The sequence below is a fragment of the Streptomyces sp. BR123 genome, assembly GCF_013401435.1.
GTDB lineage: Bacteria > Actinomycetota > Actinomycetes > Streptomycetales > Streptomycetaceae > Streptomyces.
The window spans coordinates 22942-38369 of sequence record NZ_JACBGN010000040.1; the positions used below are offsets into that span (position 1 = coordinate 22942).

At 71.5% G+C, this 15428-nt stretch carries 12 protein-coding genes; 6 read left to right on the top strand and 6 right to left on the bottom strand.

Annotated elements, in window-relative coordinates; translation table 11 throughout:
* Positions 1-145: 145 nt before the first annotated feature.
* Both HYE82_RS09595 and HYE82_RS09600 read right to left on the bottom strand, forming a co-directional pair.
* Positions 146-1069, bottom strand: coding sequence for a hypothetical protein (locus HYE82_RS09595; RefSeq protein WP_179173528.1), 924 nt, complete (start codon positions 1067-1069; stop codon positions 146-148).
* A 185-nt stretch (positions 1070-1254) separates the two neighbouring features.
* A complete protein-coding gene (locus HYE82_RS09600; RefSeq protein WP_179173529.1) occupies positions 1255-1764 on the bottom strand; it encodes a hypothetical protein in 510 nt (169 codons plus the stop codon).
* Between the two features lie 462 nt (positions 1765-2226).
* Here HYE82_RS09600 and HYE82_RS09605 point away from each other — a divergent pair, with 462 nt between their 5' ends.
* On the top strand, positions 2227-2700 hold the full coding sequence (locus HYE82_RS09605) for a C40 family peptidase (RefSeq protein WP_179173530.1): 474 nt from the start codon (positions 2227-2229) through the stop codon (positions 2698-2700).
* 358 nt (positions 2701-3058) lie between these two features.
* On the opposite strand, the gene HYE82_RS09610 is transcribed toward HYE82_RS09605, so the two are convergent.
* Complete coding sequence (locus tag HYE82_RS09610) at positions 3059-3640, bottom strand: TetR/AcrR family transcriptional regulator (protein ID WP_179173531.1); 582 nt, start codon at positions 3638-3640, stop codon at positions 3059-3061.
* 56 nt (positions 3641-3696) lie between these two features.
* Between HYE82_RS09610 and HYE82_RS09615 the strand changes: the two genes are divergently transcribed.
* Complete coding sequence (locus tag HYE82_RS09615; RefSeq protein ID WP_179173532.1) at positions 3697-4143, top strand: DUF1707 domain-containing protein; 447 nt, start codon at positions 3697-3699, stop codon at positions 4141-4143.
* Positions 4144-4394: 251 nt separating this feature from the next.
* Positions 4395-5435, top strand: coding sequence for a vWA domain-containing protein (locus HYE82_RS09620; RefSeq protein WP_179173533.1), 1041 nt, complete (start codon positions 4395-4397; stop codon positions 5433-5435).
* Between the two features lie 18 nt (positions 5436-5453).
* Here the strand turns inward: HYE82_RS09620 and HYE82_RS09625 are convergent, their stop codons facing one another.
* Together HYE82_RS09625 and HYE82_RS09630 are read right to left on the bottom strand one after the other, a co-directional pair.
* Positions 5454-6698: a GDSL-type esterase/lipase family protein gene (locus HYE82_RS09625; protein ID WP_179173534.1), complete on the bottom strand. Its 1245-nt coding sequence runs from the start codon at positions 6696-6698 to the stop codon at positions 5454-5456.
* A gap of 47 nt (positions 6699-6745) precedes the next feature.
* Positions 6746-7318, bottom strand: coding sequence for a TetR/AcrR family transcriptional regulator (locus HYE82_RS09630; protein ID WP_179173535.1), 573 nt, complete (start codon positions 7316-7318; stop codon positions 6746-6748).
* 155 nt (positions 7319-7473) lie between these two features.
* Between HYE82_RS09630 and HYE82_RS09635 the strand changes: the two genes are divergently transcribed.
* Both HYE82_RS09635 and HYE82_RS09640 read left to right on the top strand, forming a co-directional pair.
* Positions 7474-8313: a hypothetical protein gene (locus HYE82_RS09635; protein ID WP_179173536.1), complete on the top strand. Its 840-nt coding sequence runs from the start codon at positions 7474-7476 to the stop codon at positions 8311-8313.
* Positions 8314-8716: 403 nt separating this feature from the next.
* Complete coding sequence (locus HYE82_RS09640) at positions 8717-9364, top strand: DUF4190 domain-containing protein (protein ID WP_179173537.1); 648 nt, start codon at positions 8717-8719, stop codon at positions 9362-9364.
* A 137-nt stretch (positions 9365-9501) separates the two neighbouring features.
* On the opposite strand, the gene HYE82_RS09645 is transcribed toward HYE82_RS09640, so the two are convergent.
* The gene (locus HYE82_RS09645) at positions 9502-10716 is read right to left on the bottom strand and encodes a S8 family peptidase (protein WP_179173538.1); all 1215 of its coding nucleotides are present in this window, start codon (positions 10714-10716) and stop codon (positions 9502-9504) included.
* A 1047-nt stretch (positions 10717-11763) separates the two neighbouring features.
* Between HYE82_RS09645 and HYE82_RS09650 the strand changes: the two genes are divergently transcribed.
* The coding region (locus tag HYE82_RS09650) for a beta-ketoacyl synthase N-terminal-like domain-containing protein (protein WP_179173539.1) at positions 11764-15428 on the top strand (3665 nt) is incomplete at its 3' end.

Here is a 15428-nt window from a genome sequence, read left to right on the forward strand (position 1 = left end):
ATTCGCCCCTCGCGGGCCGAAGGCCGGGTTCAGGCGGCCGCGCGGCGGCCCGGCACGGCCCGGTGATCGTCGACGTCTTCACCCCGCCCGGCTGCGCGAGAAGGCCGCAGCACGAACGCCGGACACGCCGCCGGGTGCCGGCGGCTCAGGGTATGCGGTTGATCTTCCCTTCCCGCATCAGCTTCTCCAGCTCCTCGTCGGACAGCGGCTGCAGCGAGTCCAGGAGACGACGCAGCCCGCCTTCGTCCAGAGTCCGACCGGAAACCTCGACCTCCGCGTCCCGATGGCGGCGGACGAGCACGACCTCGCGTTCGCCACCGGAGAGGTCGCGGACCGTGCGCTTCTCGCCGCGCTCGTCCACCGTGCACGTCACGCCGTCCTCCGCGGGCTCGGGGCATCGGGGCGCCGGTGTGAGCGGCGAGCGCACCGTGAGGCCCACGTACGCGAACACGTCCTGGCGGACGGAGCGGTATTCCACGATGAAGTGGGCGGGGCCGACCTCGGCACGGGACACCTCCATGCCCGACGGCGCAGCGCCCGCGTACAGCAGCTCCGGATGCTCCCGGTACCGCGCGACCTCCGCTGCGTGCCGGCGCTGCTGCGCCTGGTCCGGGCCGACGAAGCCCCCGTAGGCCACTGCGGCCGCCAGCGCGGCCACCGCGCCCAGCCGCACCCATCGGATCGGCACGAAGAACGCCGCGGCCACGGCGTACGGCACGCCCGCCAGCGCGATCCGGATACGGGCGCTCCCCAGGTCGACATCCGCACCGTAGGCGGCCAGACCTGCCAGGATGCCGAGCGTGCCGAGGCCGAAGACCAGTGCCGCCCAGCCGAGCCGCCGCGGCATGGAGCCGCACATCGGCACCACGGTCCGCACCGGCACGCCCGCCGCAACCAGCAGACCCACCGACAGCAGCGCACCCAACGCGAAGACCGGGACCGCCGCACCGGCACCGGCGACCCAGGCCGCCACGAGCAGTCCGGAACCGAGCGCCGGCATCACGAGTGCCATGGCCGCCCAGACCAGGAGGAGATGCAGGGCCGTTAACGCCCCTCTGCCATGCGTCATATGACGGATCGTGTCAGGCGGCTTCCAGACGCACATGAGTACGCATACTCAGCACAGAACCGGCTACTCGGCACAGAACCAGCCGAGGTGCGGAAGCCGGTCGCTGCTCACGTGCGGCGGCTGGAGTCCGCGTCCCATTGACGCACCGCAGGAAACCTCCGTGGCAGAGGAGTTGACCTGCAAACTCAACTCGCGTCGGCGGCCCGCGCATCGGCGTCGGCGAAGAACGCGTCGGCAATGCTGCGGTTGCGTTCGACGTCCGTGAGCGGCTCGCCGAGGATACGCCCGGCAAGCTCAGTGGCCAGCTCGAGGACACCCTCGCGAAGCTCGGCCTCGGCAATGACCCGGTCCGCCTCAAGCCGGGCAGAGGAAGCAGCGACCAGTTCGTCGCGCACCCCCCGTCCCTCTGCACGAACGACAGCCAGCAGCGCCACGCCCTCCTCGTGCGCGGCCTGTCGTATCCTCAACGCTTCGTGGCGGGCCGCACTCAACTCAGCCAGGTACCGGGCATGGACGCGCTGCGCCTCCAGCCGAACTTCCCCGGCCCGTTCCAGCGCGCCCTCGGTGGCGGCTTCTCGCTCCGCAAGGGTCTTCCCGATCCGAGGCAGCAGGACCTTCGCCGTGATCGCGAAGAGCGACAGGAAGGCGATCAGGCCGAGTAGGAGTTCGATGAGATTCGGCTTCAGAGGACCCATGATGTGATCATATGGGCGCGGCTGGGTCTTTGCCGAATGGTGAAGGCTCACTGACCGGAAAACACCCGCCGGCAAAGAGATTTGGCCGATCGGCGATCAGGGCAGCGGCTGGACGCGAGGGGCACGCGGCCGGACAACAGTGTCTGCATCACCTCGCCCGCACGAGGGACAACGTCGGCCGGATGCAGGCCATTTGCGACCGGAACACCGATGTCCCTGGATGCGGTACGACGCCTCCCGAGCGACCGGCCGCGGCCGTTTCGGAACACCCGCCTTCCCCGAACGCTTTTACCCAACCGAGATATTTTCCGGCGTGTCCGAAAACCCAGGCAGCGCATCGGTCGAGAACAATGGTCCGTTGCCGAGAGCCAGTACGCATATCACTGGAGAGCAGCCCTGTCGGCCGCTCCCGTACCTGGATGCGGAGGATCGCGATTGCCCTGCTCCACAGCTGATCAGCCTATGTCCGACAAGGACCGCACCCGACACAGAACCCGACGAGGCGCTCCGCGCTCTGTCGCCTTCCTGTTCATAATTTCCGTGGCCACGGTGTCCGCCCCCGCCACGCCCGCCGAGGCAGCCTCCCCGTACGGCGCCAAAGCCGTCGCAATTGCCGCCTCCAAAGAGGGCGCCCCTTACGTCTACGGCGCCATGGGGCCCAGGCAATTCGACTGCTCCGGCCTCACGCTCTACGCCTTCCGGAAGGCAGGGCGCACACTGCCCCGCACCGCTGAGCAGCAGTACCGGAGCACCAGACGCATTTCACGCAAACAGCGCACTGCAGGCGACCTCGTCTTCTTTCCCGCCGGCTCGACCATTGCCCACGTGGGTATTTACGCGGGCAACGACAGGATCTGGCACGCGCCCCGCCCCGGTACCCGCGTAAGGCTGGAGCAGATCTGGACGAAGAGTGCCCGCTACACGCGCGCCAACTGACCGGCGCCGTCAGGGCGCAGGCCCGGCCGTCTCCGTCCAGCTGTGCGGCGCCTGCCGTTCGCCTGCGGTTCGCCTGTTGGCTGGTTCTCCTGTGAGCGTTCCCGCAGCGATCCCCGTCGGACACGAGCCTGACTGCCGTAGGAACGTCATCGGGCGGCGGCAGGCGGCCGTCCTTCACGTCCGTCACGGAAGACGAGGAGAAGGACGCCCATGTCGCGCGGAGGGAGTTCCATCCGGCCGGGCCGTCGGCGTGATGACGACGTCCTGATGTCTCCGGGTCCGCTCCAGGTCGCGCGGGCAGGTGACGTCCGGAGCCGGCCCGGACCTCGGTCGGGAGCCGGGTGCCACGGTCTCCGGCTCAGGTCACCGGCGGCTCGTCCGGGGTCAGCACGTCGAGCGCGCGGTCGAGGGCGTCGAGGAGTGAGGCCTGCTCGGCGGGGTCGTAGAGCATCCGCAGGGCAAGCCCGTCACTGAGCGCGATGAGGGCGTCGGCGGTGGCGCCGGCAGCGGGGCAGCCGACGCTCTCGAGCCATCCCGCGAGGACCTCCCTGACGTCGCGGTCGACCTGGCGCCGGATTGCGGCGAGGTGAGGGTGATGGGCCGCCTGCACGGCGAAGGCGAGCTGTGCGGCGGCTTCGGCGCGGCGTTCCTCGTCCAACGGGAGCGTGGTGAGGACCAGTTCGCGCAGCGCCCGGCGCAGCGGCAGGCCGGTGTCCACGAGCGCCATTCGCTCCTCGACGCGCTCACCGGCGAGTTCGGCGGCAAAGACCAGCATCTCCTCCTTGGAGCGGAAGTACTTCTGTACGGCCCCGGCGGACCGGCCGCTGGCCGCGGCCACGGTACGCACGCTGACCTGGTCCAGGCCGCGCTCGGCGGCGAGCCGCAGCAGCGCGGCACCGATCTGCCTGCGCTGCTCGGGCCGGTCCACTGTCTTCGGCATGAGCCACCTTCCCCTTTTGAGATACAGTCGTATTCTAACGACGAACGGGGAAGACGATGGACGAGAACCGCAGCAAACCCTCCGCGCCCGTTGCGCCCTCGGCGCCGGCAGTGCGGGTTTCGGACGCCGACCGCGATCGGGCCCTCGGCATTCTGGCCGCGGCGCTGGCCGAAGGCCGGCTCGACGCGCAGGAGCATGCGAGCCGGGTCCAGGCGGCCCTCCGGGCCCGCACCGCCGGCGATCTCGGCACCCTCACCGCCGATCTGCCGGCCCCGACGCCGACGCGGGCCGAACAGGACCGCAAGGACCTGGCGGAATGGCTCGCGGAGTGGCGGTACTGGCTCGGCGGGCTGGTGCTCATGACGGCCGTCTGGGGCGTGCGCTGCCTGCAGGAGGGGGAGCTGACGTACTACTGGCCGGTCGCCCCGCTGGGGGTGTGGGCGGCGGTGCTCGTCGCCGTGGCGATCTGGCCCCGCCAGGGCGACGGGGACGGCAAGGACTGACCGTGCCCGGCGGTGGGTGCGGCCGGTGCGGTGACTTGGCGCCGCGCCGGGCGCCCGCCGCGTCAGCTTCGTGTTCGCCGTGGTGGTGACGATGGGGCCCTCGGGTCGGGCGGCCACGGGCGCCGGCACTCCACGATTGCCCCGCCACACCGCAACGGACCGTCGGGCGCAGGGCGCCCCCTCTCGCGGCGGTCGATTGTCAGTGGCGGGTGAGAGGATCGGAGCATCCGGTCGGAAAAGGGGGAGCACTCATGCCCGGGAAGCAGAACTACATCAATCACGTTGCTCTTGTGTTGGACGCCAGTTCTTCCATGTCACAGCTGAGCCGCAAGGTAGTCGAAGTAGCGGACCAGCAGATTGCATATCTGGCCCGCCGGTCGAAGGAACTCGACCAGGAAACCCGTGTCACGGTGTACGTGTTCTCGAACAAGGTGGAATGCGTCATCTACGACAAGGACGTGCTGCGCATGCCGTCCTTGAAGCAGCTGTACCGGGTCGGTGGAATGACGGCACTGCTGGCGGCCACGCTGAAGTCGCAGCAGGAGCTGGCCCAGACCGCCCAACTGTACGGCGACCACAGCTTCCTGACGTTCGTGCTGACCGACGGACAGGAGAACGCAAGTCATCGCTGCCCGGACGCCCCCGGCACGAACCAGCGGGAACTGGTGCAGGCCGTGGCCACGATGATCGAGACGCAGGACGACAACTGGACGCTGGCCGTCCTTGTGCCTGACCAGATGGGCAAGCGCGAGGCCATGCAGTGCGGTTTCCCGAAGGACAACGTAGCCATCTGGGACGCCACGAGCACACAGGGGCTGGAGGAGGCCGGGCAGGTCATCCAGCAGGCCACCGAAAAATTCATGGTGGGCCGCACCAAGGGAATCCGGGGATCACGGGCGGTGTTCTCCACGGGTGCGGAAACAGTCAACGAGGACAGCATCAAGGCGGCCGGTCTCGCCCCGGTGGATACGTCGAAGTACCAGCTCATTCCCGTGGCTCGCGAAGTGGCCATCCGGGACTGGGTCGTCGAGTGCGGGCACAGTTACCGTACTGGTTGTGCGTTCTATCAGCTGAGCAAGTCGGAGAAGGTCCAAGCGCGGAAGCAGATCGCGGTCCTGGAGAAGAGGACGGACCGGATATACACGGGGCCGCAGGCCCGCGCGCTTCTCGGCCTGCCGGACACCGAAGTGCGCGTCAAGCCGGACCACAACGACGACTTCACGATCTTCGTGCAGAGCACCAGCGTGAACCGGAAGCTGGTACCCAACACGCGGCTCCTGCTCCTGGCCTGAAGGGAGGCTGGATGGCTGTCACAGTGCTTCCGCGGCGGGAGCGGCGGGTTGCCCGAACGGGCCGCCGGCGGTGAAGGCGTGCTGCGCGAAGCGTGCGCCGATGAGGCGGTGCGTCCCGGGGTCCGGGTGGAGGTTGTCGGGCAGGGGCGAGGTGGGCTCGTCCGACGGTCCGTACAGCTCGCGTCCGTCGAGGTGGTACAGGTTCGGGTCGTCGGCGGAGCGCTCGCGGACGATGCGGGCCAGTTCGTCCCGGATGACGGTGAGGGTCAGTTTTCCGTCGGCGACTCCACGAGGGTCGCCCGTGGCCCGGAACTTCAGCTGTCCGGTGGCGAGGGCGTCGGGATCGGGCACGCACGGGCCCGGGGTGTCCTCGTGCACGGGGCACAGGATGGGCGAGACCACGAGCAGCGGTGCCGTCGGGTGGCCTTCGCGGATGGTGTCGAGGAAGCCGTGCACCGCCGGGCCGAAGGCCCGCAGCCTCATCAGGTCCAGGTTGACCACGTTGATGCCGAGCTTGACGCTGATCAGGTCGGCGGGGGTGTCGCGGATCGTGCGGGCCGTGAAAGGGTCGAGCAGCGCACTGCCGCCGAACCCCAGATTGATCAGTTCCGCTCCGCCCAGCGAAGCGGCGAGGGCGGGCCAGGTGGTGCTGGGGCTCGCGGCATCGGAGCCGTGGCTGATCGAACTGCCGTGGTGCATCCAGACGGGGCGGCCGCGGCGGGGCAGCGGCTCCACGGCGGCGTCGGTGCGCAGCGCGACGAGTTCGGTGGTTTCGTCGTGGGGCAGCCAGATCTCGATGTCCTTCGCTCCCGACGGCAGGCCGGTGAAGCGGACGGCGGTCGGCGGGCCGGGGCGGTGCTCGGTGCTCCAGTCCTTCATGTCGATGACGAGGGTGTTGCCGCCGCCGGCGGTGCCCTGCGCGGTGAGCCGGCCGTCGACCAGCAGGTCGTACACGCCGTCCGGCCGGGGAGGCGCGCCCACGTACACACGTTTGGTGGGCACGGTGTCGAGCTCGATCGTGGTGGCCCGGGTGCGGAAGGCGAGCCGTACGCCGGACGGCTGGGCCTCCGCCATGGCGAGCTGTCCGTCGGCGCACTGGGCCCGGGCCCGGGCAGGCAGCCGGTGCGGCAGCAGTCCCCGGGCCGTGCGCTCCAGCTCGATGGCGCCGCGTATCAGTGAGTCGGTGAGCGGGGTGGTGATCCACTCTGGTGTGAGGGGTTCGCTTTCGCGGCGGTCTGAGGGCTTCGAGGGTTCTGAGGGCATGCGGGGGCTCCTGGTGGTTGGTGCGGGGACGGGCTGCGGGCGGGCGCTCACGGTGCGGGCCAGTCGCGCAGCAGGGCGTCGAGGGCGTCGAGGATGCGGTCCCAGCTCTCCTGACTGTCGGGGGAGCTGTGGCTGAAGCCGCCGGCCTCCTCCAGGCTGACGTAGCCGTGGAAGACGCTGCCGAGCATGCGCACCGCGTGGGTCTGTTCCGGTTCCGCCAGCTCGTAGCCCCGCAGGATGGCCCGCGTCATCCGCGCGTGGCGTACTCCTGCGCTCGTCAGAGCGGTGTCGGCATCCAGCGGGAACCGCGTCGCGGTGTAGCGGCCGGGGTGCTGTCGGGCGTAGTCGCGGAAGACGTTCGCGTACGCGCCGAGGGCGTCCTTGCCGGAGCGTCCGGCGAGGGCGTCGGCGGCCCGGTCGGCGAGTTCCTCGAGGCAGGACAGCGCGATCCGGGTTTTCAGGTCATGGGAGTTACGCAGGTGCGAGTACAGGCTCGCGGCCTTGACGTCGAACCTCCGGGCGAGTTCCGAGAGCGTTACCTGTTCGAAGCCGATCTCATCCGCCAGCTCCGCGCCGGCACGCACCAACCGATCCGCCGTGAGCCCGGCACGTCCTGCCATCCGCATCTCCTTCCTCCCGGGCGCCCTCGCCTGCCTAAGATATGTATGAGATTACCTAAAGTATGTAGGCAACGCGCGCAGACAGTGGTGATCTGCCGCGAGAGGGAGAGCGTTTTGTCCACGAAGCCGCCCACCCGGCGGTTTAGGCTCGGCCCGTGGGGCAACCCGAGCAGCCCGTCGAAGGCTTCGGACCGTTCACCACCCGGGTCGCCTGGCACCTGCCCGGCGGCGGGACGGCGGTCTGGGAGTCACGGCTCGCCCGCCGGCGGGGAGCACTGGCCGTCCGTGCGCCGGGGGCGGACCACGACCGGCACGCCCGTGCCGACGGGGTGGCGATCGGCCGGCTGCGCAGGCTCAACGCCATCGCCGCGACCGCGTTCATCATCGGCGGGGCCCTCTTCGCTGCCGGCGCCGGCACCGCCCGGTTCGCCTCCGGCAACGCCGTGGACAGCGCCTCGATCTACTTCGCCGGCGGCCTCTTCTTCAACACCGGCGGCTACGCCTCGCTCCTGCAGGCGGTCAACGCGCCCCGCCCCACGGTGGGCGGCCACGTCCTGGTCACCCACCCCTGGCGGTGGTGGAGCTACGAGCCCATGCGGCCGGACTGGCTGAGCGCCTTCCTTCTGTTCACGGGCACGCTGGTGTTCGGCGTGAACCTGCTCGACTCGTTCCTGCAGGGGCTGAGCGTCCAGCAGGTCAACCGTCTGATCTGGGTACCCGACGTGGTGGGCTGCCTGCTCTTCCTGGCTTCCGGGCACCTCGCCCTGCTCGAGGTCTGCCACGGACGGCCCCGCCTCCTCCTGCGCAACCTCGGCTGGTGGATCGTCGCGGTGAACCAGCTCGGGTCCGTCCTCTTCATGGTGTCCGCACTCGCCGCGTTCACCCGGCCGGCCACCGGCAGCCCGGTCAATGCCGCCATCGCGAACTGGGGCACCCTCACCGGCGCCCTCTGCTTCTGCGTCAGCGGCATCCTCCAGCTGTTCGAACGCCCGTAGAGCCGCCCTTCCCGAACGGCCGTCCGCAAGGCAGCCGTGAGGTGTGCCGGCCGGCCTGCAAGTTCGCGGCCTTGCTCAGGCCTCCCGCCCTTCCCGGCTCGGCGATCTCCTCGGTGCCCGGCCGGGGGATACTGGGGCGCGGCTGATCCGAACATCATCCGCCCATCAGTCCTCCACCGGCGGCGTCACCGCCCGGCTGCCGGCCCCACCCCACCCTCTCGCGAGGAGCACCACACGCATGTCGATACCCCCGCAGCCGCCCTCGTCCCATCAGCCGTACCCGCCGCCGGGGCCGTACCTTCAGCCCGGCCAGCCGGGATATCCCGGGCAACCCGGCCAGCCCGGGCCTGCGGCGCCGTACGGAGGCCAGCAGGGGTGGTACGCGCCACCGCAGAAGACCAACGTGCCGGCCGTCGTGGCGTTCGTGATGTCGCTCGTCTGCGCGCTGCCGACGGTCCCGCTGGTCCTCGGCCTCGTCGCCCTCTCCCAGATCCGCAAGACCGGCGAGAAGGGGCGGGGGCTGGCCATCGCGGCCATCGTCATCCACGCCGTGACGCTCGCGTTCACCGTGCTCGTGCTGGCGCTCGGGCTGTCCGGGGTGCTGGGCGACGGCCCTGCGCCGCGGCGCGACACCAGTGGCCGGGTCACCACGCCGGGCTCCAGCGACGTGCAGGACATCCGCAAGGGCGACTGCTTCAACACCGATGACGATCTGGCGAAGACCCAGGAGAAGGAGGGCACCCAGGCCCGCTTCTCGGTGCGGACCGTGCCCTGCGGCCAGCCGCACGAGGGTGAGGCGTACGACGTCTTCGACCTGGAGAACGGCGCGTACCCCGGAGAGGACAAGGTCGTCGCGATCGCCGAGGAGAAGTGCGGTGGAAAGGCGCTGACCGACTACGTGGGGAACGCCTCGAATCTCCCGAAGACACTGGAGGTGTTCTACTACTACCCGCAGGCCGCCAGCTGGACCCTCGGCGACCGCGAGGTCACCTGCTTCCTGGGCACCGCCAACGGCACGAGCACCGGCTCTGCCCGCTCCACCGGTTCCTGAACCTCCGTCACCGGCCGCCCGTTCCGCCGGGACGCGCTGCCCGCGGGGTCCGGCGGCGGCCGAGGCCGCCGCATCCCCCCTCGGGTGCGGCGGCCTCGGTGATCGTGGTGCGGGCGGATCGCCCGCGGGGGATCCGGCTACCGGTCGGATACCTTCAGCAGCTTGTTCGACGTACCGCTGCTCGGGTTGGTGATCTTCCCCGGGGTCGCGCCCGCCGTGAGCGCCTCGGCGATCTGTGCGGGGGTGGCGTCCTTGTGGCCGGCCAGGTACAGCGCGGCCGCCCCCGCGACGTGCGGGCTCGCCATGGACGTACCGGAGATCGTCTTCGTGCCGGTGTCGCTGTCGTTCCAGGTGGAGGTGATGTCCGAGCCGGGTGCGTACAGGTCGACGACGGAGCCGAAGTTGGAGAAGGGCGACTGGGCGTCGGCGGCGGTGCTGGAGGCGACGGTGATCGCCTCCGGGACACGGGAGGGCGAGCCCTGCCCGGCGTCGCTCGAGTCGTTGCCCGCAGCAACCGCGAAGGTGACGCCCGCCGCTATCGAACGGCGCACGGCCTCGTCGAGCGCCTCGTCGGCCCCGCCGCCGAGGCTCATGTTCGCCACGGAAGGGCCGCTGTGGTGCTTCGTCACCCAGTCGATGCCGGCCACGACCTGCTCGGTGCTGCCCGACCCTTCGTCGTCGAGAACGCGGACGGCGACGATCTTCGCCGCCTTCGCCACCCCGTGGGACCGCCCGGCTATGGTCCCGGCGACGTGTGTGCCGTGTCCGTTGCCGTCGTCGGCGGTCTGGTCGTTGTCCACGGCGTCGAAGCCGTGCTGGGCCCGGCCCTCGAAGTCCTCGTGGCTGATCCGGACGCCGGTGTCGATGACGTACGCCGTGACACCCTCCCCGCCCGCGTCGGGGTAGGTGAACTTCTTGTCCCCGGCCGTCTCCGCCTGATCGATGCGGTCGAGGCCCCAGGACGGCGGGTTGTCCTGAGTGGCGTTGATGGAGAACTTCTTGTTCTGGACGACCTTGGCCACCGCCGGATCGGCGGCGAGGCGCTTGGCCCCGGTCTCCGAAAGCCCGGACGCGGAGAAGCCGTTGACCGCGGACGTGTACGTGCGCTTCAGTTCGCCGCCGTACTTCTGGGCGAGGGCCTGCTTGTCCGCGTTCCGGTCGAGAATGACGATGTAGCTGCCGGGGAGCGCTCCGGGGGCGCCGAGCCCGTACACCGTGCCCTCGGCGGGTGCGGTGGCTCCGGCGAACGGCGATAACAGCATGCAGAGGCCGGCGGTGGTGGTGACTCCCGTGGCCACGGCCAGAATGCGGAGGCCGCGTGAACGTACGCGGGCAGGCCGGTGATTTGACATGAGGAGGGTTCTCCTTGGGTTGACGTGTGGGGCGTCAAAGCGTTGTGGCGCAACCCCGTTGGAGCCGAAGGATCTCCCGGGGCTGGTTCGAAACCCTGACCGATTCGCAGAGGCGATTCAAGGCCGCCCGAGCCGTCAGCCGTGTTCGGCAAGGTTTCTTGAGGAAATCTCCTCGTCAGCCCCTCGGAACGATCACACTCTCCGAACGACCCCCACACGTACGCCACTTCACGGTGCACTAGCGAAGACCAAAGCCGGTGGCCCCGCAGCCCGGCCCGCTTCCGCCGCCGCGGCCTGCGAACACGCCGACGGGGGTGGCCCCCGATCGCCGAGCGCGTGCGGCACGCCGTGTCCACCGCCAAGGACGCCGTCGGGCGGGCACCCGGGCCGAGAGCAGGCGATCCGCTCGACCCCGGCCTCCTCCACCGTGTCCACCAGGTCGGGCTCTCGCCTCGGCTGCCGAGTTCGCCTCCGGGCAGGAGGAACAAGGCGCGGGCTCCTGCGAGAGCGGGCCGCAGGCCGAGGTGGTTCCGATGTCGGCCCGTGCCCGCCGGACAGCGGCCGGCAGCCGGTCGGGGCGGGGCTGCCGCGACACGGCCACGACCTCCTCGCCTGCCTCGGCCGGCAGCTGTACCGGCGTTCCGGCCGATGTTGCCGGTGGCACCCGTCACCGTGATCATTGCGACGTGACGACTTGATTCGGACAGTCGCCGGTCACGGTGGAGCCGGCTCGGCCGTGTTCGGCACTACTGACCAGTGCTTTCGGTTTTCCGCGCCCGCTGCCGAACGATGCATTCGCGCCGGTCATTCCGCGGCTGCCTCGCACGGCGTTCCGGCGGCGACCGTCCGCCCCGCGGCCGGGCCGCCGGCACCGGGGGCGGATCAGCGACTTGGCGTTGACCCTTCAGTAACTTGGCGCTAGTTTCGCTTCGTTCACCGAAAGGCCCGAATTCCCGCTCCGGGCCCGCGCGACCTTGTGCCTTCCCGCGGCCTGTGTCATGGCCGAAATTCCCCCACCGGGCAACGCCATCGCACATTCGGAGAATCATGACGTCGGTAGTGCAAGTCATCGGACTGACCCCTTTCGGCGAACCCGACGCCCGCCTTGCGGCCGCGGTCTCCCGCGGCGGCGGACTCGGCGTCCTGGATCTGGGGGCCGGTGACCGGGCCGCCCGCGGAGCCTTGGACGACCTGCGGGGATGGCTCCCCGGACGGTACGGGGTGCGCATCGGGCCACAATGCCGATTACGTCCCGGGGACCTGGCCGGACTGCTCGGCGGGCCCGGCGGGCCCCGTACCGTGCTCCTCGGGGTCGGGGCGGCCCTGCGGTGCGCCGACCTGCCCTCCGGTGTACAGGTGCTGGCCGAGGCCACCGGCCTGAAGGAGGCCCGGGCCGCCCTGGGCGACGGCGTGCACGGCCTCGTCGCCCGGGGCAGCGAATCCGGCGGCCGGATCGGTGACCTCGGTACGTTCGTGCTGCTGCAGCAGCTCCTCGACGCCACCGGCCCCGACGGGCCGCCGGTGTGGGCCTGCGGGGGCATCGCACCGGGTACGGCCGCAGCCGCCGTCCTCGGCGGGGCCGCGGGAGTGGTGCTCGACACCCAGCTCGCCCTCCTCGCCGAGTCGGCGCTCCCCGCGTCCGTCGCGACCGTCCTGCGGTCGGTGGACGGCTCCGAGACCACTGTGCTGGGAGGCCACCGCATCCTGCGCCGCCGCGGTCCCGGCGCTCCGCCGGTGACGGCACTGCCCGACGACCAAGGCCTGGTTGCCGGCCTGGTGGGGGGACGGGACCCGGACGACCGGTTGCTCCCGCTCGGGCAGGACGCCTTCCTCGCCGCTCGTTTCGCCGACCGCCACCGGGATGCCGCCGGCGCGGTCCGCGCCGTCACCGAAGCGGTCCGGGCCGCAACCGAGGACGACGGCGCCGCGCGCAGCCTGGGCGCCGGGTCGCCCATGAGCCGCGCGCTCGGCACCCTGCTGCCGGTCGCCCAAGGACCGATGACCCGGGTCAGCGACGGGGCCGACTTCGCCCGCGCGGTCTCCGACGGCGGAGCCCTGCCCTTCCTCGCCCTCGCGCTCGCGGGCCGGGAACGGGCCGGGGCCCTGCTCGCCGAGGCGGCTGCAGCGCTCAAGGGCCGCCCCTGGGGGGTGGGGATCCTCGGCTTCGCGCCGGAGGAGACCCGTGCCGCACAACTCGAGGCCGTACGGGCGCACCGGCCCAGCCACGCCGTCATCGCCGGGGGTCGCCCCTCGCAGGCCCGGGCCCTGGAAGCCGACGGCATCCGGACCTTCCTGCACGTGCCCTCTCCGGGGCTGCTGCGCCAGTACCTCGGCGAGGGCGCACGCCGGTTCGTCTTCGAGGGCGCCGAGTGCGGGGGCCACGTCGGCCCGCGCAACAGCTTTCCGCTGTGGGAGGCACAGATCGGCGTCCTGCTCGACCACGTGGCGGAGGAGCCGGGCGCCGCGCCGGACATCGAGGTGTTCTTCGCGGGCGGTGTGCACGACGCCCGCTCCGCCGCCATGGTGGCGGTCCTGGCCGCGCCCCTCACCGCCCGCGGGTGTGCGGTGGGCGTGCTGATGGGCACCGCCTACCTGTTCACCCGGGAGGCCGTCGCCCACGGCGCCGTACGGCCCCTCTTCCAGCGGCAGGTGCTGGCCGCCGAGGGCACCGCGCTGCTGCGGACGGCTCCCGGGCACGCCACGCGGTGCGTACCGAGCCCGTTCAGCGAGGGATTCCGGGACCTGGCGGCGGGCCTGCGCGCGCAGGGCGTTCCCGACCGCGAGGTCTGGGAGCGGCTGGAGCGTCTGAACGTCGGCCGGCTGCGGCTGGCGAGCAAGGGCGTCGAGCGCACCGGAACCGGTGCCCTGGCCGCGGTGGACGAGGAACGGCAGTACACCGAGGGGATGTTCATGGCCGGCCAGGTGGCGGTGCTGCGCGATGCCGTCACCGGCATCGCCGCGCTGCACGCTTCCGTCACCGACGGGGCCGCCTCCTTCCTGGAACGGCGCAGCGCCGTTCTGCGGGCGGCCGGGCAGGATGATCCGGAACGGGTCGAGGACCGCCCCCGGACACCCGCTCCGCTGGACGTCGCCGTCGTCGGCATGGCCTGCATGTTCCCCCAGGCACCGGACCTGGCCGCCTTCTGGGCTCAGGTGCTGGACGGCCGCGACGCCGTCACCGAAGTGCCCCCGGAGCGCTGGGATCCAGACGTGCACTGCTCGCCCGGCCCGGACGGCTCCGGCCCTGCCAGCGCGTCCGGATGGGGCGGGTTCCTGCCCCGCATCCCCTTCGATCCGCTGCGCTACGGCATCCCGCCGGCGTCGCTCGGCAGCATCGAACCGGTGCAGCTGCTCGCGCTCGAAGCGTCCCGGCGCGCCCTGGAGGACGCCGGCTACGGTGAGGACGGCCGCGCCTTCGACCGCTCCCGGACCGGGGTGGTGTTCGGCACCGAGGCCGGCAGCGACCTGTCCAACGCCACCACGCTGCGCACCGTGCTGCCCTCCTACTACGGGCAGGTGCCCGCGGGTCTGGACGAGCAGCTGCCCCGGTTCACCGAGGACACCTTCCCCGGCCTGCTGGCCAACGTCGTCGCCGGCCGGGTGGCCAACCGCCTGGACCTGCGCGGCCCCAACTACACGGTGGACGCGGCCTGCGCCTCCTCGCTGGCGGCGGTGGACGTCGCGTGCAAGGAGCTCGTCCTCGGCACCAGCGACGTGATGCTGTGCGGCGGCGCGGACCTGCACAACGGCATCAACGACTACGCCCTCTTCACCTCCGTGCACGCGCTGTCCCCGACCGGCCGCTCCCGGGCCTTCGATTCCGCGGCCGACGGCATCGCCCTCGGGGAGGGGGTCGCCTGCATCGTCCTCAAACGCCTCGCGGACGCAGAACGGGACGGGGACCGCGTGTACGGGGTGATCAAGGGAGTCGGCGCTTCGAGCGACGGGCGCTCCCTGGGCCTGACCGCGCCCCGGCCGGAAGGCCAGCGCGCCGCCCTGGAACGTGCGTACCGGGGCGCCGGGGTCTCCCCCGCCGAGGTCGGGCTGCTGGAAGCGCACGGCACCGGGACGGTGGTCGGCGACCGCACCGAACTGGGCGTGCTGACGGAGGTCTTCGACGCAGCGGGGGCCGGCGCCGGGGGGTGTGTGCTCGGCTCGGTGAAGTCGCAGATCGGGCACACGAAGTGCGCGGCGGGGCTGGCCGGGCTCATCAAGTCCGCACTGGCCCTGTACACCGGGGTACGGCCGCCCACCCTGCACCTGCAGAGACCGAACTCCGCCTGGCAGGCCGGCGCTGGCCCCTTCGTCTTCCACCGGGAGGCCCTGCCGTGGCCGGCGGCCCCGGAACGTCGGTACGCGGGGGTGAGCGCCTTCGGCTTCGGCGGCACCAACTTCCACGTGGTACTGGCCGCCCAGGGCGGGGACGGGCCGCCGCCCCCGCATGCCCGGGACGAGTGGCCGGCCGAACTGTTCCTGTTCCGGGGGAAGGACCCGGAGGCCGCCCGGGGCGCCGCGGCAGGGCTGCTGGACCTGGCCGACGCCGCCGTCCGCGGTGACGCCCCCTGGCGTCTGCGCGACCTGGCCGCGACCGCGTCCCGGCGCGCGGCGCAGGCGCGGGGAACCGTCCGGATCGCCTTCGTCGCACGCGACACCGAAGAGCTGTGCCGCCTGCTGCGGGCGGCGGCAGCGGAGGCGGACGGCGGGGCGGGGGC